The sequence below is a fragment of the Leifsonia sp. Root1293 genome (genome assembly GCF_001425325.1).
GTDB lineage: Bacteria > Actinomycetota > Actinomycetes > Actinomycetales > Microbacteriaceae > Orlajensenia.
The window spans coordinates 794,885-811,834 of the sequence record NZ_LMEH01000001.1 but is presented as its reverse complement, the minus strand read 5'-3'; the positions used below and the strand labels follow the sequence as shown (position 1 = coordinate 811,834).

Annotated in this window: 19 protein-coding genes; 10 read left to right on the top strand and 9 right to left on the bottom strand. The window is 67.3% G+C overall.

Annotated features, from left to right (window positions below):
- The first annotated feature begins 106 nt into the window (after positions 1–106).
- Entirely contained in the window at positions 107–880 is a 774-nt protein-coding gene (locus tag ASC59_RS03735) for a hypothetical protein (protein ID WP_157487914.1), read from the top strand.
- Here the strand turns inward: ASC59_RS03735 and ASC59_RS03730 are convergent.
- Both ASC59_RS03730 and ASC59_RS03725 read right to left on the bottom strand, forming a co-directional pair.
- Complete coding sequence (locus tag ASC59_RS03730; protein ID WP_235492562.1) at positions 877–2,064, bottom strand: coiled-coil domain-containing protein; 1,188 nt, start codon at positions 2,062–2,064, stop codon at positions 877–879. The genes ASC59_RS03735 and ASC59_RS03730 overlap by 4 nt on opposite strands.
- 144 nt (positions 2,065–2,208) lie before the next feature.
- Positions 2,209–2,721 carry a nitroreductase family deazaflavin-dependent oxidoreductase gene (locus ASC59_RS03725; protein WP_055822787.1) on the bottom strand — a complete coding sequence of 171 codons (513 nt, stop codon included), beginning with the start codon at positions 2,719–2,721 and terminating at the stop codon, positions 2,209–2,211.
- A 31-nt stretch (positions 2,722–2,752) separates the two neighbouring features.
- Between ASC59_RS03725 and ASC59_RS03720 the strand changes: the two genes are divergently transcribed.
- From ASC59_RS03720 to ASC59_RS03710, 3 genes are all read left to right on the top strand, one after another.
- Positions 2,753–3,340: a histidine phosphatase family protein gene (locus ASC59_RS03720; protein WP_055818461.1), complete on the top strand. Its 588-nt coding sequence runs from the start codon at positions 2,753–2,755 to the stop codon at positions 3,338–3,340.
- Between the two features lie 63 nt (positions 3,341–3,403).
- Positions 3,404–3,673: a hypothetical protein gene (locus ASC59_RS03715; protein ID WP_055818459.1), complete on the top strand. Its 270-nt coding sequence runs from the start codon at positions 3,404–3,406 to the stop codon at positions 3,671–3,673.
- A gap of 58 nt (positions 3,674–3,731) precedes the next feature.
- Positions 3,732–4,301, top strand: coding sequence for a GIY-YIG nuclease family protein (locus ASC59_RS03710; protein ID WP_082513373.1), 570 nt, complete (start codon positions 3,732–3,734; stop codon positions 4,299–4,301).
- A 27-nt stretch (positions 4,302–4,328) separates the two neighbouring features.
- On the opposite strand, the gene ASC59_RS03705 is transcribed toward ASC59_RS03710, so the two are convergent.
- On the bottom strand, positions 4,329–4,730 hold the full coding sequence (locus tag ASC59_RS03705) for a DUF7144 family membrane protein (protein ID WP_055822783.1): 402 nt from the start codon (positions 4,728–4,730) through the stop codon (positions 4,329–4,331).
- 262 nt (positions 4,731–4,992) lie between these two features.
- Here ASC59_RS03705 and ASC59_RS03700 point away from each other — a divergent pair, with 262 nt between their 5' ends.
- The 3 genes from ASC59_RS03700 (at position 4,993) to ASC59_RS03690 (ending at position 10,570) form a co-directional block, all read left to right on the top strand.
- Positions 4,993–5,379, top strand: coding sequence for an SHOCT domain-containing protein (locus ASC59_RS03700; RefSeq protein WP_055818457.1), 387 nt, complete (start codon positions 4,993–4,995; stop codon positions 5,377–5,379).
- Between the two features lie 13 nt (positions 5,380–5,392).
- Positions 5,393–7,759 (top strand): arylsulfatase, encoded by a 2,367-nt coding sequence (locus ASC59_RS03695; protein WP_055818456.1) that lies wholly within the window; start codon positions 5,393–5,395, stop codon positions 7,757–7,759.
- A 162-nt stretch (positions 7,760–7,921) separates the two neighbouring features.
- Positions 7,922–10,570 carry a LuxR C-terminal-related transcriptional regulator gene (locus ASC59_RS03690; protein WP_055818454.1) on the top strand — a complete coding sequence of 883 codons (2,649 nt, stop codon included), beginning with the start codon at positions 7,922–7,924 and terminating at the stop codon, positions 10,568–10,570.
- Here ASC59_RS03690 and ASC59_RS03685 read toward each other — a convergent pair.
- The 4 genes from ASC59_RS03685 to ASC59_RS03675 form a co-directional block, all read right to left on the bottom strand.
- Complete coding sequence (locus ASC59_RS03685; protein WP_055818452.1) at positions 10,551–10,769, bottom strand: hypothetical protein; 219 nt, start codon at positions 10,767–10,769, stop codon at positions 10,551–10,553. The two genes, ASC59_RS03690 and ASC59_RS03685, sit on opposite strands and share 20 nt — an antisense overlap.
- A gap of 42 nt (positions 10,770–10,811) precedes the next feature.
- Complete coding sequence (locus ASC59_RS17445; protein WP_200942313.1) at positions 10,812–10,973, bottom strand: hypothetical protein; 162 nt, start codon at positions 10,971–10,973, stop codon at positions 10,812–10,814.
- Position 10,974: 1 nt separating this feature from the next.
- Positions 10,975–11,433 (bottom strand): DUF6325 family protein, encoded by a 459-nt coding sequence (locus tag ASC59_RS03680; protein ID WP_055818450.1) that lies wholly within the window; start codon positions 11,431–11,433, stop codon positions 10,975–10,977.
- Positions 11,434–11,539: 106 nt separating this feature from the next.
- Positions 11,540–12,730, bottom strand: coding sequence for an AI-2E family transporter (locus ASC59_RS03675; RefSeq protein WP_082513372.1), 1,191 nt, complete (start codon positions 12,728–12,730; stop codon positions 11,540–11,542).
- Between the two features lie 171 nt (positions 12,731–12,901).
- Here ASC59_RS03675 and ASC59_RS03670 point away from each other — a divergent pair, with 171 nt between their 5' ends.
- A complete protein-coding gene (locus ASC59_RS03670; protein WP_055818446.1) occupies positions 12,902–13,276 on the top strand; it encodes a DUF1622 domain-containing protein in 375 nt (124 codons plus the stop codon).
- Between the two features lie 57 nt (positions 13,277–13,333).
- Here the strand turns inward: ASC59_RS03670 and ASC59_RS03665 are convergent, their stop codons facing one another.
- Positions 13,334–13,903, bottom strand: a complete 570-nt coding sequence (locus ASC59_RS03665; RefSeq protein ID WP_055818445.1) for a manganese efflux pump MntP — start codon at positions 13,901–13,903, stop codon at positions 13,334–13,336.
- A gap of 207 nt (positions 13,904–14,110) precedes the next feature.
- Positions 14,111–14,746, bottom strand: coding sequence for a hypothetical protein (locus ASC59_RS03660; RefSeq protein WP_055818443.1), 636 nt, complete (start codon positions 14,744–14,746; stop codon positions 14,111–14,113).
- Positions 14,747–14,848: 102 nt separating this feature from the next.
- Between ASC59_RS03660 and ASC59_RS03655 the strand changes: the two genes are divergently transcribed.
- Both ASC59_RS03655 and ASC59_RS03650 read left to right on the top strand, forming a co-directional pair.
- Positions 14,849–15,523, top strand: coding sequence for a response regulator transcription factor (locus ASC59_RS03655; RefSeq protein ID WP_055818441.1), 675 nt, complete (start codon positions 14,849–14,851; stop codon positions 15,521–15,523).
- An 11-nt stretch (positions 15,524–15,534) separates the two neighbouring features.
- On the top strand, positions 15,535–16,926 hold the full coding sequence (locus ASC59_RS03650) for a HAMP domain-containing sensor histidine kinase (protein ID WP_055818439.1): 1,392 nt from the start codon (positions 15,535–15,537) through the stop codon (positions 16,924–16,926).
- Positions 16,927–16,950 lie beyond the last annotated feature (24 nt).

The following is a 16,950-nucleotide window of genomic DNA, read 5'->3' as shown; positions in this document are numbered from 1 at the left end:
CCTTTCTCGTCGGATGCGCTCGGGTCGCCTTGCCATTGTGTGCCCCGTACAGGGGGAGGTCAAGAACGCCTGCTGGCATGTCGGCGGCCCGGGTTACCCTGCCCGCATGACCCTTGTGAGCTTCGCCTGCGGACACGGTGCGGAACCGACGGACCCGGCTGCCATCACCCTCCGACGCTCCTGCCCGCTGTGCATGCTGTTGCACGAGACGCACCGCACGCGCGGTGAACTCGTGTCGCGAGCGGCCCCTCCCGCGCGGGCATCCGTCGCTCGAGAGACCAGGATCGGCGCCGAATTCCAGTGGGTGTGCGCCCGAGGTCACGATCGCTACGAGGCGAGCGTGATGGACGTGCTCACCGGCCCGAGCTGCCCGAAGTGCATCCGCAATGCCGAGGCTCCGACTGTGGCGCGCGACGGCGGAGTCGCGTCGATGAACGCGGGGCTGCGCACGCGCACCTCCCTGACCGAACAGCGGCTGCGGGCGCTGCTCGAAGAGCGCATCCGCGTTCCCCGGGGTGTGAACACCGTGCGCGTCAACCGCATGTTCTACGGCAAGCAGGAGGTGTGGCCCGACATCCTCGTGCCTGCGCTGCGCATCGCCGTGGAGTACGACGACCCCGGGCGCTCCCGGCGCGCGCACCTGGGGTTGAAGGAGGCGTCGGACCGCGAGAAGGACGACGCCCTCGCCGAGGTGGGCTGGGAGGTCATCCGGGTGCGGGCCGCGGGCCTGGAGGCGATCGGCCCGAACAGCATCGTGTGCGCATCACTGACCGCCGACGTGGCCGACCGCATCGTCGCACGCATGGTCGAACTCCGCGGGGCCGAGGCCGTTGACCGGCTGCGTACGCCCGCCGTCCGTCCGTCGGATCCCGCGGTCTAGTACCAGTCGGTCGCGACGGAGTGCGCCCACGCCGAGCAGGGTGAGCCGTACCGCTGGGCGATGTACGACAACCCCCAGTTGATCTGGGTGGCGGCGTTGGTGCGCCAGTCGACGCCGGCCGAGGCCATCTTCTCCCCCGGGAGCGACTGCGGAATCCCATAGGCACCGCTCGACGCGTTGTAGGCGTCGGCACGCCAACCCGACTCCTTGTTCCAGAGTCGCTGGAGGCAGCCGAACTGGTCCCCGCCCCATCCATAGGAGCCGATGGCGCCGGCCGCGTACGCCTGTGCCGCACCGGGGTCCGAGTCGACGTCGCCCGTGTAGATCGGGGTCGCGGCACCACCGCCCCCGCCGTCACCCGCCGCCTCAGCCGCGGCCGCTGCTGCTGCAGCCGCCTCAGCAGCAGCGGCGGCAGCAGCGGCTTCAGCGGCCCTGCGCGCCGCCTCGCCTTCCTCGTACCGCTTCTCGACGTCGGCGGCCTGCGCTGTCAGGGAGGCGAGTTGCGCCTGCAACGTGACACTCGCCTCCTTCTGGGCGGACAGGCGAGCGCCGGCCTCCTGCTCGGCGGCCTGCGCGTCCTCGAGCGCAGCCTGCGCTGCCGAAGCGAGCCTGTCACGCTCCTTCTCGGCCACTGCCGCCTGGGCACTGAGCGCATCGGCCTCGTTGCTGCGGCTCTCTGCACGGTCCTCCAGGCCGGCGGCCTGTTGGGTCAGCTTGGTCATCGCGCCGAGCCGGTACAGCAGGTCGGTGTCTGAGGAGTGGTCCAGAAGCAGCTGAACGGTGAGGCTCTCGGTGCCGCCTGACACGACGAGCTGCGACACGATGGCGCCGTAGCGGTCATGCGCGTCCGCTGCCTCGGCGACGGCTGTGTCACGTTGTGCCACCAGGACGTCGGCCCGTCGGGTCGCGGCATCGAGCTCCGCCTTCGCCACGGTGTATGCGGCGGCCTTCTCGATGGTGATCCTGCCGAGGCGAGCCGACTCCGCCGTGAGGGCGGTTATGAAGTCGGAGATGCGATCGACCTCGGCGCTCGTCGCCGCGGCGCTCGATCGCGCTGCCTCCACCTCGTCCCAACTCGGGTAGTCCTCCGCCGAGGCTCGCGAGACGACCCCCGTCGCCATCAGGGCGGACACGGCCAGGGTGGCAGCCATCACGGCGGCGACAGCGCGCGTTCTCAGACGCATCGTTATCCCTCCCGCTGGCCGCGTCGGCGCTCCGCACACCCGACGAAGGGCTCGCACCTCCGTTCGAGGCTACGTCGCAGGTGCGCAGGTCACCGCAGGCGGGACGGCGCGGCGCGAGCAGGACCTCCCGCAGGCAGCGGTTGCTCAGGATGCCGGACCGGGCACCGCTGCATCCGTCGCAACCGGGTGCAGCCGGAACAATCGAACGGTCCGACCGGAGCCGCGCTCGTAGGCGCGGTACCCGGGCCACTGCCGCTCGATGCGGGCCCACACCGCATCGCGCTCGTCGTCCCCGATGAGTTCGGCTTGCACCGGCATCCGTCGACCGGCGATGCTGACTGCGGCATCGGGATGCGCGATCAGATTGGCCGTCCAGGCCGGATGCCGTTCTCGGGCGAAGTTGCTGCCGGCCACGATGCAGATCTCGCCGTCAGGGCAGTACATGAGCGGAACGTCACGCGGCAGGCCCGACTTCGCCCCCGTCGTGTGCAGCACCAGGGAAGGCACGAGCAATCCGCTCAGTTGCACGCGACCGCGGCTCAGCCAGGCGGTGGCTCGCTCGAGCGGTGGCAGCAGCGTCGGTGCCGTGCGCCTGAATGCTCTGGTGCGGGTCAGCGGCGCGACGGCGGCCCGCGTCACATCGAGGAGGCTCGCCATGCACACATTCTGCTCCGGATAGGCTCGATGCATGACCTCTTCGACCACCCGATTCCTGCTCGTGCGCCATGGCGAGACCGACTGGAACCGGGCGGGGCGGGTGCAGGGCCACACCGATGTCCCTCTCAACGAACTGGGACGCGCTCAGGCCCGGGCAGCGGCCGATCTTCTGCGCGATGCGGAACCGTCCCGGATCATCGCCAGCCCGCTGGATCGTGCCGCCGAGACCGCGGCCATCATCGCTGCTGCCATCGACGGGCCCGACGTGGAGACCGATCGCGACTTCATCGAGATGCAGTACGGCGAGGCCGAGGGCGCAGTCTGGCAGGAGGTCCGCCACCTCTACACGGATGGCGTCGTTCCGGGCGCCGAGCCCCGACCGGCGGTCCTGGAGCGATCGATGGCAGCCCTCCGCCGCATCGCCGCCGAGTCGACGGGGACCGTCATCATCACCAGCCACGGCGGCGTGATCAACGGTCTCACCCGCCACACCACGTCACCCGAGACGTTCCCCGGCTCGGCGGGCAACGGCTCGATCACCGAGTTCGTCGTGACAGACTCCGACATCCGCTTCGTGGGCCGCACACCGATCGAGCTCCCGGTCGGAGCCGACGCCTGAGCCGGAGTCAACGCCCCGTTCTGGGGTCGAGAGCTGAGAGCACCTCAGCTATAGCGTGGCCGCATGACCACCGAACCCGAATCGGTGCCGGATCGTGCCGCCCTGGCGGCCGCCGCCGTGCTCGGATTGATCTTCTCCATCACCGGCGCGCTGCTGTTGACCGCGGCTTCCGTCGCCTCGCAGCTCATCCCGTCCCTTCCTGATTGGGTCACCCCCGCCATCGGTGCGACGCTCCTCGCCGTGGGAGTTCCCGGCCTGTTGTACGGCCTGATCGGAATGCTCAGACGGCCGAGACGCCGCCGCGTCGATCCTCTGGCGACCCGCATCCGCTGATCTCCGTCCGGAGGGAGCGAACGGGTGGATGTCGGCACCGGCGTCTAGCGTTGGCGGCATGGACCACCCCAACCTGCACTGCGGAATCGTCTTCCGCGACGGTTCGAGGTGTTCCGGCACAGCGCCAACGGATGCCGATCTCAATCTCTGCGACCAGCACCTCCTGGCGGCTGCCGAGGTCGCCAACGGTGAGAACGGGCTCACCGATCTCCTGCCCAGCCCATGTCCTGCCTGCGGCTCCCCACTCGGAGTGCACTTCCCATCGGGCTGGATCTGCGCCGTGTGCGAATGGCGGCATGGCGAGATGCCCGACGGCGAACTCGCTCCCCCGCGTCTCGATGTCGTCTACTACATCCGCTTCGGCGACCTGATCAAGATCGGCACGTCGGCCAACCCGCGCCGCCGCATCGCGAGCCTGCCCCATGACGAGGTGCTGGCGTTCGAGAGAGGCGATCGCCGTCTCGAACGGCAACGCCACCTCCAATTCGCTGCACACCAGATGAATCGAGGCGAGTGGTTCCAGGTACACGACGAGCTGCTGACGCACATCGCGACCCTGCGCGGAGGCGTCGACCCCTGGGACACCCACGGTCGATGGCTCAGCGCGCTCCTCGCCCTGCGCGGCTGAGCCAGCGGTGGCGCTGCCCTCGGTGACTCAGTCCATGCGAACTTCACGACCGTGCGCGCTGATGGCGTAGATCACGAGGATGTTGAGTGCGATGACCAGAAGAGACCACCACGGCTGCGCCGGCACGAGGAGGAGCTGCCCGATCGCGCTCAACGACGCGACGATGATCGCGACGACGCGTGCCCAGGTCGCTCCGACGAAGAGCGCGATGCCGGTGAAGATCAGCAGCAGGCCGACGAGGATGTTCCACCACCCCCAACCGGTCACGTCGAACAGGAAGAGCCCTTCGCCTGTCACGACGTAGTACGAATTCGGACCGACGAGTGCAACGATCCCCTGGACCGCGCTGAAGATCCCGTTGAGGATGAGGATGATTCCGGCGAAGCCGATCCACCCCACCCAACCAGTCACTGCTCTGCTTTCGCTCATGATCCACCCGCCGTCCTCGAGGTTCACCGCCGATGAGCCGGAGCGGCTGATCGGGGAACAGGCGCGTCGGCCTGCTTCGACGTCGAAGGTATCGAGGAGCGAAGAATCGGGGCATCACCCGGATGGGATGAGTCTCTGCGGAAGCGCGGCCCGCGTGGCCAACTCCACATCATCCGGATCGGGTGATGTGCGCCACCCGGCGCCGGTCATAGCTTCGAGCCGACGCGGAAGTGTTGGACTTCCCGCTGCGAGAGGACATGTCATGAACATCTGGGACTTCTTCGTCTGGTTCTTCTGGTTCTACATCGCGGTCGCATGCATCGTGATCTTCATCAGGGTCTTCGTCGACCTCTTCCAGGACAAGGAACTCAACGGCTGGGCCAAGGCGCTCTGGGTGGTGTTCCTCATCATCGCGCCGTTCCTCGCCGCCCTGATCTATCTGATCGCACGCGGACAGGCGATGGCGCAGCGGAGCGCGGCGCGCGCCCAGCAGGCGTCGGCCGCATCCACCGAGTACATCCGATCCGTGGCCGGCTCACCGTCCTCAGCGGCTTCCGAGATCGAGGCAGGGAAGAAGCTGCTCGACTCCGGCGCGATCACGCCAGCCGAGTACGAGAAGTTGAAGGCCAACGCGCTCGCCAGCGCCTAGGAAGGACGAGGCCATGACCCCCGATCGCCACAGCCGCTCGATGTTGCCGATCCCCGACCGACCGGCGCCGGGGCTCACGACCTACGATGCGAAGGATCCCGACACCGCCTATCCGCCCATCGAGCCGCTGCTGCCGCCGCAGGGCGCGCCGAATGTGCTGGTGATCCTGCTGGACGACGTGGGTTTCGGGGCATCGAGTGCATTCGGTGGTCCGTGCTCGACGCCGAATGCGGAGAGACTGGCTGCCGGCGGGCTGAAGTACAACCGATTCCACACGACGGCCCTGTGCGCGCCGACCCGGCAGGCGATGCTGACCGGCCGCAATCACCACTCGGTCGGGATGGGGAGCATCACAGAGACGGCCACATCCGCTCCGGGAAACAGTTCGCTCCGGCCGAACACCAAGGCACCCCTGGCGATGACCTTGAAGCTCAACGGCTATTCGACGGCGCAGTTCGGCAAGTGCCATGAGGTTCCCGTGTGGCAGTCCTCGCCCATGGGACCGTTCGACGCGTGGCCATCTGCCGGTGGCGGATTCGAGACCTTCTACGGCTTCATCGGCGGCGAGAACAACCAGTGGGAGCCCGCCCTGTACGACGGCACGACTCCGGTCGAACCGCCGGCCACCTTCGAGGAGGGGTACCACCTCACCGAGGATCTCGCCGACCGGGCGACCAGCTGGATCCGCACCCAGAAGGCGCTCATGCCGGACAAGCCGTTCTTCGTGTACCTCGCCCCCGGTGCCACGCATGCGCCGCACCACGTACCGGCCGAGTGGGCAGACAGATACAAGGGGAAGTTCGCGGGCGGATGGGATGCGCAGCGCGAACAGACCTTCGCTCGCCAGAAGGAGCTGGGTGTGATCCCAGCCGACGCCGAACTCACCCCTCGGCACGCCGAGATCCCGGCATGGGACGACATGCCGGCGGAGCTGAAGCCGGTTCTGGAGCGCCAGATGGAGGTGTACGCCGGATTCCTCGAGCACACCGATCATCACGTCGGACGCGTGATCGATGCCATCGAGGACCTCGGGATCCTCGACGACACGATCATCTACTACATCATCGGCGACAACGGCGCTTCGGCCGAGGGCACCGTCAACGGCGCATTCAACGAGATGGCCAACTTCAACGGGATGGCTGCGCTCGAGACGCCCGAGTTCATGATGTCCAAGATCGACGAACTCGGCGGGCCCGCCTCCTACAACCACTACGCGGTGGGCTGGGCCTGGGCGATGGACACGCCGTTCCAGTGGACGAAGCAGGTGGCATCGCACTGGGGCGGTACCAGGAACGGCACCATCGTGCACTGGCCGAACGGCATCGAGGAGAAGGGTGGGCTGCGCTCCCAGTTCACCCACGTGATCGACGTCGCCCCGACGATCCTGGAGGCAGCGGGCCTCCCCGAGCCGACCAGCGTCAACGGCGTGCTCCAGTCGCCGATGGAGGGAACGAGCATGCTCTACTCGTTCAACTCGCCCGAGACGCCGGAGCGGCACGAGCTGCAGTACTTCGAGATGTTCGGCAATCGTGGGGTCTACTTCAAGGGCTGGAGCGCTGTCACCAAGCACCGCACTCCCTGGGTGATGGTCGGAGGGACGTTGCCGGCGTTCGACGACGACGTCTGGGAGTTGTACGACGGGAACGTGGACTACAGCCAGGCCAGAGATCTCGCTGCCGACGACCCGGAACGCCTCCATCGTCTGCAACGGCTCTGGCTGATCGAGGCGACGAAGTACAACGTGCTGCCGATCGACGACCGTACGGCCGAACGGCTCAATCCGGAACTGGCGGGAAGGCCGACGCTCGTCCGCGGCAACAGTCAACTGCTGTTCGCCGGAATGGGACGACTGTCCGAGAGCAGCGTGGTGAGCATCAAGAACAAATCCTTCTCGGTCACAGCCGAGGTCGAGGTTCCGGCATCAGGTCTCGAGGGAGTGATCATCGCCCAGGGTGGCAGGTTCGGTGGGTGGAGCCTGTATGCGAAGGAAGGACGTATGAAGTTCGTCTACAACGTGCTCGGCATCCAGGAGTTCGCGACCGAGGCCACCGAGCCTGTCGCGCCCGGAACCCACCAGGTGCGGATGGAGTTCGCCTACGACGGCGGCGGCCTGGCCAAGGGCGGCGATGTCACCCTGTTCCATGACGGCACCAGCGTCGGGACGGGTCGGGTCGGCGCCACCCAGGCGTTGATCTTCTCGGCCGACGAGACGACGGATGTCGGCTACGAGTCCGGCACCACGGTCTCCCCCGACTACACGGCCGCGACCAGTCGCTTCACCGGGAAGATCCACTGGGTGCAGATCGACGTCGGCGTTGAGGACAACGACCACTTCATCGACCCCGACGAACGGCTGCGCGTCGCAATGGCTCGGCAATAGCAGCCTCACCGTTTCGATGCGCACTGCACGTTCACGCATGACCGCATAGGCGGAGAGAGGACGTGACTCGGTGTTACCCGCCGAGCACCGGCATCCGTCGCGCCGATCGCCCACCGGTGCCATACTGAGCCCAAGCGCTCAGGAGTGCCACGGGAGGCGCACGTGATCGAAGAGTTCCCACCCGACTCGCTGGTCGACCGGCCTGCCTTGAAGCGCCGTCTCGATGCGGCGCTCGGTGTTCCGCTGACCCTGCTCGTGGCACCGCCCGGCGCCGGAAAGACGGTCCTCCTCGATCAATGGGCTTCCGCCCATCCCGAACTCGCCTTCGTGCGCATCGACGTCGACCCGCTCGATGACGATCCCGTGCGCTTCGCGAAGCGGCTGTCCACGGCCATGTCGACGGTGCAGCCCGGAATGGCGCAGTTGTCCCGGTTCGCTGGACTCACCGCTGGAGGCCTGGGTGGACCGATGCTGACAGCGCTGTCGGCGGAACTCGAGTCCTTTCCCGAGACCGTCGTCATCCTCGACGACCTCCACCACCTGTCGAACTCGACCCTTCTGGCCGACCTCGGACGGTTCTTCGTCTCACTTCCGAAGAACGTGCACGTCATCATGTCGACCCGCGTCGATCCGGCGATCCCCTGGAGCAGGCTGCGCCTGAGGAATCGGCTCCTCGAGATCCGTCAGGACGCCCTGGCGATGACGAGAGAGGAATCGGCGCAGCTTCTCACCAACATCACCAGGAACGCACCATCAGCTGCCGTGCTCGATGTGCTGGTCAGCCGCACCGAGGGCTGGGCGGCCGGCCTTCAACTCGCGGGTATCACGCTCAAGTTCCACGAGCGCCCAGACGAGTTCGTCGCCGAATTCGGCGGCAGCGATCGCCTGGTGGCCGAGTACCTGACCGAAGAGGTCCTGGATGCGCTTCCATCGAACGGACGCGCGCTCCTGCTCAGGATGTCACCACTGGACACGATGACGGCCGGCCTCGTGAATCATGTGCTCGGCCGCGACGACGCTCAGCGATTGTTCGAGCAACTGCGGCACGAGTCCATGTTCTTCGTCCCCATCGACAATCGCCAGGAGGAGTTTCGGTTCCACCACCTGTTCCGGGACCTCCTGCGATACCGGCTCCGGGCCGAGCGCGCCGAGGAGGAACCCGTCCTCCTCCGTCGGGCCGCGGAATATCACCTTGATCGCGGCGAGCTCGACCCCGCCGTCGAATACCTGCTCCGCGCGCGGGACTGGGATGACGCGCTCGAGGCGATCATGACGCGCGGCAGCGACATCTTCGAGCGCGGTGAGATGAACACGGTGATCCGCTGGATCACGACGGTGCCGGAGGCCGCCCGCGCCCGGCGCCTCGACGTGTCGCTCGAGCTGGGAATCCTGCTCGGGATGCAGGGAGCGGCCGCACGCACCGTGGACATCCTGGGACGAGTGGCCGAGGATCCGAACGCATCGGTCGGAGAGAAGGCCGTCGCCTACGCGTGGATGTCGGCGACGGTGCAGTGGACCGCCCGCCCTGACGACTGCATCCGCACGGGAATGCGGGCACTTGCCCTGCTCGCGGAGCATCCCGACGCCCCGACGCCCCAGGTCATGGGGTTGAGCTCGCGCGCTCTCCTGTCGACCGTGGCGACGGCTTCGGTGGGGCGCGCCCACTTTCTGAACGGCGACGTGCGGCAGGCAGAGGCGTGGCTGAACATGGCCAGAGACACGGATGGCGTCGGATACGCGCCCTTCCGGGTCGGCATCCTGGGCTCCCTCGCCCTCCTCGATGCGTGGTGCGGGAGGGCATCGGAAGCGGAGCGACTCGCGCTGGAGTCATTGGAGGTGGCCGCCGTGACGAGGCTCGTTCTCCACCCGATCAGCGCTGATGCTCACCTGGCGCTGGCGATGGTGGCCGTCGACCGAGGACTGGAGGACGCATCGGCAACCCATCTGCGAGCCGGCATCCTCCGTGCCGAGGCGAACCATCGAACGCAGCTGGCGTGGTTGTCGCGGTACCAGCGAGGTCAACTGGCCGCGGGAGACGGACGCCACGAGAAGGCGCTCGACACCGCGGACAGGTCGCATACCGAGCCGCCGTCGAGTCCGGCCCCTGCCCTGCGCGATCGACTCGAGGCCCTCCACCTGAATGGACTTCGGCGAACCGGTCGCGCCACCGAGGCGCTGCGCTTGGTTCGGGACCAGATACCGACCCTGCCGGCGATCGGCTTCGAGACGGTCGCAGCCCACCTCAGCGTCGGCGAGACCGAGGTCGCCGCGGCACTCCTCGAGCAGGTTGATGACGTCATCGCGGGCGACGGACTGCGGGGCGAGATCCAGCTCCTGCTTCTCCGTGCATGGACCGCTGAAGCCGGTGACTTCCACGACGACGCCCTCGGTTTCATCACAGAGGCCCTCGACAAGGCGGAGCCGGAGGGCCTGGTGCTGCCGTTCACCGTCGATGGTGGGTCGACCGTCCTCCGGCTCATCGGCGAGCTCGCGCCGGAACGCGGTGGACTGGCGCTGGCGATCATGACCCGGGCACGGCAGCTCACCTCAGGCGATACCAACGCGAAGCTCGTCGATCCCCTCACGGAACGAGAACTCGAGGTTCTGCGCTATCTCCCCGATCGAACGACGAATGCCGAGATCGCCGAGCTGTGCTTCGTGACTGTCAACACGCTCAAGACGCACATGGCTCACATCTACCGGAAGCTCGGAGTGACCGGGCGGAGCGCTGCAATCGAGCAGGCACGGGAACTGGGCCTTCTCGACCCGCTTCCAGCGCGGGTCGATCAGGTCAGGGTGACGACTCGCTGACGTGCCTGACCGCCTCGATCTCGATGTTGAACGAACGCAGGAGGTCGAGCAGGCCCACGAGGCGAGCCTGATCGGGAACGACTCCTCGCAGCAGGGTCGAGCCGGAGCCGCTCTCCACGACCTCGAACCCGGCCAGCTCGTCGGTGATCAGCGGCCCCACATCTCCTCTGACGAGGATGTCGAACGTTTCGGCGATCATGGGCGTTCCCGATCCTCTCGCCGCCTCGTCCGACGCCGCGGCTCAGATGCGGCGACGACGGCCGGGCGTCACGACAGCGCCGACCACGGCCGCCTTGGCGATCGGCGATGGCCCTGGGCTGACGGCCGCAGCGACGACGGCGGCTTTGGCCACAGGCGCGCGCACGACGCCGACGCGCCCGATTCTGGCTGGTCTGAGCGGCATGTCAAACTCCTTCTGTCTCGAGTACTCCATCGGCCTCGAGCGAGGCGATGATGGCCTGGATGGGGATGCGCCCGTTGGCGATCAGCTGCCCTCCGGCGCGGCGCGCCGCGGAGGCGAAAGGCGCGGCCCAGAGATTCTCGTACACGAGCACTCCGGCGACGCTGCCCGGTTCCATTGCGGCGGCGAGGTTCACGACATCGTCGGCGGCGAGAAGCTCTGCCAGCTGCCCCTCGATGTCGACCAGCGCGCCGAGATCGGGCACGTCCGAGAGCTCCATGGCGTCGATCTCACCGTCGGCATCCTTCGTCAGGATGATCGCATCGATCACCCTGATGACGCCGGCGTCCACCAGCTTGACCAGCTCTTCGGCCATCTCGCCCGTGAAGTTCGCCTGACCGGCCGGAAACTCGATCACGTAGAAATCGACAGGGCCGAGTTCGTTCAGATCCTCAGCAGGCATATCGCGTCACTCCTTCACTCTCGCCGGGCCTGGCGGGTGCGACATGCTCCCAGCGCCGGTTGATGGGTTCAGCATCCTCTCGATCCCGTGCGATGACGTCATCCGATCAGGATGATTCACCACCCGCGGCCCTCTCACCTGGTGGATCACCGTCTGAAGCCAGGTCGGTCCGGGACGACTGGTCGACGGGAGGCGCAGTCGCCGGAGCTGCATGACGTGCACGACGATGCTCGCTGTCCGATCGGATCTCGTCATCCATCAGCTCCCGCGTGGCAGCCGTCGGTCCGAGAGCGGGTTGCCATCGGCGCGCGTCGGGGTCCGCGTCGATGAGCACCGTCTTCGCGAACAGCGTCAGCGGGATGGCGAGGATCGCACCGATCGGGCCGATGATGACGGCCCAGAACAGAACCGAGAAGAAGGTGACCGTCTGACTCAGCGAGACCGCATGGCCGACGACGCGGGGCTGGATGATCGACTGAACCACGGCGTTGATGATCGCGTAGACCACGAGAACCGCCAACGCCGTTCCCCAGCCTCCCTCGAGGAAACCGAACACGAGGGGCGGGATCAGGGCCAGGAAGTATCCGACGTTCGGGATGAAGCTGCAGAGGAATGCCAGAAGCCCCCAGAGCAGGGCAGCCGGAACGCCGAGCAGCGCCAGCGCCAGGGCATCGAGTGCGCCCTGGGCGATTCCGAGCCCAGTGGTCACCACCATGTACCGCCTCACGTTCGCCGCGTACTGACCGAGGGCCGACACCAGGTCGGGGCTCGTCTCACGCAGTTGACCGAGGATCACCCGGGAGTAGACCGCGTCGGCCGCCATGAGGATCATCATGGTGAGCACGATCACCAGGGCGGCGGTGAAGTTCGCCAGGCCGCCGATGGCCGTGGTGATCGAAGCGAGAACGTTCTGCGGATCGAGGCTGTGCACGATGGAGTCGACCTGCGACTGCCCGAATCCCAGAGAGGTGAGCCAGCCCGAGATGGCGGCTCCGATCGCGGCGAACTCCTCGGAGTAGCTCGGCAGCATCGCAGCGAACTGCCCGACCGCGACGACGATGGCGTAACCGAATGCCGCGAGAACACCGAAGACGACGACGATGACGGAACCCGTCGCCAGCCCGCGGGGAACTCCTCGGTCGATGAGCTTGGCACGCACGGGGGCTGCGCAGATGGTGAGGATCAGGGTCAGCAGCGTGGGGGCGAGAATGCCCCGGATTCCACTGATCCCTATGGCCGTTATGGTCGCGGCGGCCAGACCCACGAGGATGACCGTCGCGCGCGGGAACCTTTTCATGCCGCAAAGCTAGGGCGGTCTGCGCACGCCGCGCATCACCCTCGGGGAATGATCCCCTCGGGATGCGAACCCCGGTGCACGTTGGGGTCCGCGGATCATCCGATTCGGATGATGCAGCCTTCTCCTGCGCGCGACACGATGATTCCGCCACCCCTCGGCGAAGGAGGCCCCATGGAATCGAGCGCGGCGATCCAGACCGTCGGCGAGATCGTCGACATCCTCGGCGTCATCGCCATCGTCATCGGAGTGGCCTACGCCATCATCGACGCCGGCATCCGCGGCCTCAAGCATGTGAGTCCCGTCTACACCCGGTTCCGTCGCGTGCTCGGGCGTGCCATCCTGCTCGGCCTCGAACTGCTGGTCGCTGCAGACATCATCAAGACCGTCGCTGTCGAACCCACCATCGAATCGGTGTCGGTGCTCGCCCTCATCGTGCTGATCCGCACCTTCCTGAGCTGGTCACTCGAACTCGAGATCTCAGGCCGGTGGCCGTGGCAGAAGCGCAACTCGCCCTCCGGATCCCCCGTCGAGTCGGACACCGCCTGAGCACGGTTCGGGACATGGCCGATTGCTCGCGGACGGATGCCGATATCCGAGGCCGAATCAGCCGAAGACGCCGAGGTGGTCGAACAGGATCTTCGTGCCGATCAGGATGAGGATCACGCCGCCGACGATCTCGGCGGGGCCGCGGAACCTGAGGCCAGCGCGGTGGCCGACGAGTACCCCCACGAAGCTCAGCACTGCCGTCGTCACTCCGATGACGATGGCCGCCTCGACGATGGAGACCGAGAGGAACGCGAACGAGATGCCGACGGCGAGGGCATCGATGCTGGTGGCGACGGCGAGCAGGAGGAGTTGACGCACGCGAAGCCTGTCGTCGTCCTCCTCATCATCATCAGTCTTCGAGAAGGCGTCGAAGAGCATCTTGCCGCCGATGATGGCGAGGAGCCCGAAGGCGATCCAGTGGTCGATCTCCGTGATGAACTGCTCGAGCTGAGTGCCGAGGATCCAGCCGACGACCGGCATGACCCCTTGGAACAGGCCGAAGGTGAGCGCGATGATGACCGCATGCCGGTGGTCGAGCTTGCGCATGTGCAAGCCCTTCCCGAGGGCGACGGCGAATGCGTCGGCCGATACTCCGAGCGCGATGAGGAAGACGGACCAGAGGGCCATGGGCGGTGGCGGACCTTTCGGTGAGCACCGAAATCCAGAGACTTCGGCATGGTGTGTGCCGAAGGTCTCGCTCACCCGACCAGTCAGGCCGAGCGGTACGCCGGGTGGAATCTCCCACCGGTATGTCGACGCACCTCCGGGTCTCCATGGAGACCGGAACCGGGAACTACTCCCCTTCACCGTCAATCCTATGCGCCAGCGCTGCGGTCAATCGTCGCGACCGTGACCGCCGTGCTGACCGGCGTCGTCGTCGGACCCGCCGTTGTCGTCGTCATCGGTGTCATCGGACCCGTGTCCCCCCGATCCGCCGTCATCGGCGCCGGAGTCGTCGGATCCGGAGTCGCCGTCATCGGCGGCGTCGTGACCGGATCCGTCGTCGCCGGATCCGTCCTCGCTTCCGCCACCGTTGTCGTCGGCGCCAGTGTCATCGGATCCGTTGCCGCCGGAGCCATGGTCGTCGGCCGCGGTGTCATCGGCGCCGTTCCCTCCGGAACCGTGATCATCGACGACGGGAGCATCGCCGGATCCCGTGGCCGCTGGGTCGTCGTGTCCCGGCCGTTCATCCAGGCCCGAGTACCGCGGGAGGCCGTCGTCACCGGGCTCGATGCTCGGGGCGGTATCGGGAGTCAGCGTGCCTGCAGGCGTCGGAAACATCGTCGGCGTCGGTCGCGGGGTCGCGGTGGGGTCGTCGGACCCGCGCGAGTCCTCGGAGCCGACGGAGGGGACCGGGAAGGAGGTGCCCTCCGGAACGGAGGAGAGGGTTGCGGCGTTGACTGCCACGCCCACTCCGCCGATGGCGAGTACTGCCCCGGCGACGGATGCGATCATCAGTGTCTTCTTCATGGCTTCGACGCTAGGACCCGGTCGGTGAAGGCGGGCCCGACGAACATCCAAGGATTGGTGAAGATGCTCCGAAGGAACGTGGTGCTGCCCCAGAATGTAGCCATGCGCATCCTGATCGTCGAAGACGACCCGTCGATCGCCGACGGCATGATCGACGCCCTCGGCAGTGCGAACTACGACGTCGAACACGTCTCGACGGGAGCCGCGTGCCTTGACGCGACCTCGGGTGCCACGTCGCCCGACCTCATCGTGCTCGACCTCGGGCTTCCCGATATGGATGGAACGGATGTCTGCCGCCGCATCCGCGAGACCTCGTCTGTGCCGATCGTCATCGTGAGCGCGCGAAGCGAGGAGCTCGACCGCGTGCTCGCCCTGGAGCTGGGGGCCGACGACTACCTGGTGAAGCCCTTCGGACTCCGGGAATTGCTGGCGCGCATCCGAGCGATCGTGCGCCGCACCGCAGTGACAGGCAAGACCGAGCCGGACGGGCCCGATCTCGGGCCCCTGGTCATCGACACCCGAGCTCAGCGGGTCAGCCTCGCCGGCTCGGAGCTCCACCTGACCCCCACTGAATTCGAACTGCTCCGGTACCTGGCATCCGACCCGGGTGCCGTCCGTCGACGTTCCGACATCCTCCGAGACGTGTGGCACACCGAGTGGTACGGGGCGACCAAGACCCTCGACGCCCACATCGCCGCAGTGAGACGGAAGCTCGGCGACCCCCGATGGATCGAGTCGGTGCGAGGTGTCGGCTTCAGGTTCGAGGTGCGCGGGTGAGGTGGCGGATCATGGCGGCGTTGGTGGCCGTCGTACTGCTGGCGCTCGTCATCCAGGACATCCCGCTCGCCAGCTATCTGAGAGAGGCCGAGGAGCAGCGACTCACAACGTCACTCGAGCGTGACGCCTTCCTCCTTGCAGGCCGCAGCCAGGCAGCGCTGACCGGGTCCGGCGACCAGGATCTCGACGCCGTCAGATCCATGGCGGAGCAGTACTCCACGACGAGTGGCGCCCGTCTGGTGATCGTCGACCGGAACGGAATCGCTGTCGCGACCAGCGACGAAGGGGATGCGGACGTCGGCGTCTCCTACGCTTCGCGCGCCGAATTCGCATCCGCGCTCTCCGGCACCCCGGCATCCGGTGAGCGATTCTCGGAGACCCTCGGCGGGGAGCTGCTGTATGCCGCCGTGCCCGTGCTGTCGGGAACCGGGACCGTGGGAGCAGTGCGAGTCACGTATGACGATCGTGCCATCTCGGCAGCGGTGAATTCCAAGGTGCGCGCCCTCGTCGCCGTCGGGTTGACCACGGCACTCCTGGCCGCCCTGATCGGCCTCCTGCTCTCGGGGTCGATCACACGGCGTCTGCGCATCCTGCGGTCCGCCACTGAACGATTCGCCGCCGGGGACAGAACCGCTCGAGCTGACGAGACCTCGGGGGCATCGGAGCTCCGCAGCCTGGGGGCGTCCTTCAACAGCATGGCTGAGCGCATCGACGGCCTCATCGACCAACAGCAGGCCTTCGCCGGAGATGCCTCGCATCAGTTGCGCTCGCCTCTGACGGCCCTCCGGCTCCGCCTCGAACGGGCACGCGAGCTCGCCGTCAGCGATCCGTCCGCGGCCGTCGAACGCATCGAGGCTGCTGAAGCGGAGGTGGACCGCCTCGACTCCCTGATCGAGGGCCTGCTGGTGCTGAGTCGGGCGGATGCGGTCACCCAGCGTTCGCGCGTCGACCTGTCGAACGCAGCGGCAGAGCGCGTCGCGTCCTGGGCGGCCCTGGCGCAGGAGAGCGACAGCCGGGTCGTCCTCGACTCCCCCGACACGGCACCTGTCGTCGCTGTCGCTACAGCCGCTGAGCAGATCATCGACAACCTCATCGACAACGCGCTGAGAGCCGGCGGTCCCGGGACGACGGTGACCGTGGCCGTCATGGCGTCACCGGAGCGCACGGAACTCCATGTCAGCGACGATGGTCCCGGCCTGACCGACGAACAACGCGCGCGGGCATTCGACAGGTTCTGGCGCGGGCGCAATGACGATCAGGGAACCGGACTCGGCCTCGCGATCGTCGCGCAGCTCGCTCGCGCGAGCGGCGCGACCATCGAACTCCTGCCCGTCGAATCCGGCGGCATCGAGGCAGTCGTGCGCTTTCTGACTGCCGACGCGCACGAAGCTGTGCCCGCCTGAGCCCTCTCGGCAGGGCATCAAGAA

What these genes read in the sequence shown, in the direction of transcription:
- ASC59_RS03735 (WP_157487914.1), top strand. Translation starts at nt 107, where the DNA reads ATGACCCTTGTGAGCTTCGCCTGCGGACACGGTGCGGAACCGACGGAC.
- ASC59_RS03730 (WP_235492562.1), bottom strand. Translation starts at nt 2,064, where the DNA reads ATGCGTCTGAGAACGCGCGCTGTCGCCGCCGTGATGGCTGCCACCCTG.
- ASC59_RS03725 (WP_055822787.1), bottom strand. Translation starts at nt 2,721, where the DNA reads ATGGCGAGCCTCCTCGATGTGACGCGGGCCGCCGTCGCGCCGCTGACC.
- ASC59_RS03720 (WP_055818461.1), top strand. Translation starts at nt 2,753, where the DNA reads ATGACCTCTTCGACCACCCGATTCCTGCTCGTGCGCCATGGCGAGACC.
- ASC59_RS03715 (WP_055818459.1), top strand. Translation starts at nt 3,404, where the DNA reads ATGACCACCGAACCCGAATCGGTGCCGGATCGTGCCGCCCTGGCGGCC.
- ASC59_RS03710 (WP_082513373.1), top strand. Translation starts at nt 3,732, where the DNA reads ATGGACCACCCCAACCTGCACTGCGGAATCGTCTTCCGCGACGGTTCG.
- ASC59_RS03705 (WP_055822783.1), bottom strand. Translation starts at nt 4,730, where the DNA reads ATGAGCGAAAGCAGAGCAGTGACTGGTTGGGTGGGGTGGATCGGCTTC.
- ASC59_RS03700 (WP_055818457.1), top strand. Translation starts at nt 4,993, where the DNA reads ATGAACATCTGGGACTTCTTCGTCTGGTTCTTCTGGTTCTACATCGCG.
- ASC59_RS03695 (WP_055818456.1), top strand. Translation starts at nt 5,393, where the DNA reads ATGACCCCCGATCGCCACAGCCGCTCGATGTTGCCGATCCCCGACCGA.
- ASC59_RS03685 (WP_055818452.1), bottom strand. Translation starts at nt 10,769, where the DNA reads ATGATCGCCGAAACGTTCGACATCCTCGTCAGAGGAGATGTGGGGCCG.
- ASC59_RS17445 (WP_200942313.1), bottom strand. Translation starts at nt 10,973, where the DNA reads ATGCCGCTCAGACCAGCCAGAATCGGGCGCGTCGGCGTCGTGCGCGCG.
- ASC59_RS03680 (WP_055818450.1), bottom strand. Translation starts at nt 11,433, where the DNA reads ATGCCTGCTGAGGATCTGAACGAACTCGGCCCTGTCGATTTCTACGTG.
- ASC59_RS03675 (WP_082513372.1), bottom strand. Translation starts at nt 12,730, where the DNA reads ATGAAAAGGTTCCCGCGCGCGACGGTCATCCTCGTGGGTCTGGCCGCC.
- ASC59_RS03670 (WP_055818446.1), top strand. Translation starts at nt 12,902, where the DNA reads ATGGAATCGAGCGCGGCGATCCAGACCGTCGGCGAGATCGTCGACATC.
- ASC59_RS03665 (WP_055818445.1), bottom strand. Translation starts at nt 13,903, where the DNA reads ATGGCCCTCTGGTCCGTCTTCCTCATCGCGCTCGGAGTATCGGCCGAC.
- ASC59_RS03660 (WP_055818443.1), bottom strand. Translation starts at nt 14,746, where the DNA reads ATGAAGAAGACACTGATGATCGCATCCGTCGCCGGGGCAGTACTCGCC.
- ASC59_RS03655 (WP_055818441.1), top strand. Translation starts at nt 14,849, where the DNA reads ATGCGCATCCTGATCGTCGAAGACGACCCGTCGATCGCCGACGGCATG.
- ASC59_RS03650 (WP_055818439.1), top strand. Translation starts at nt 15,535, where the DNA reads ATGGCGGCGTTGGTGGCCGTCGTACTGCTGGCGCTCGTCATCCAGGAC.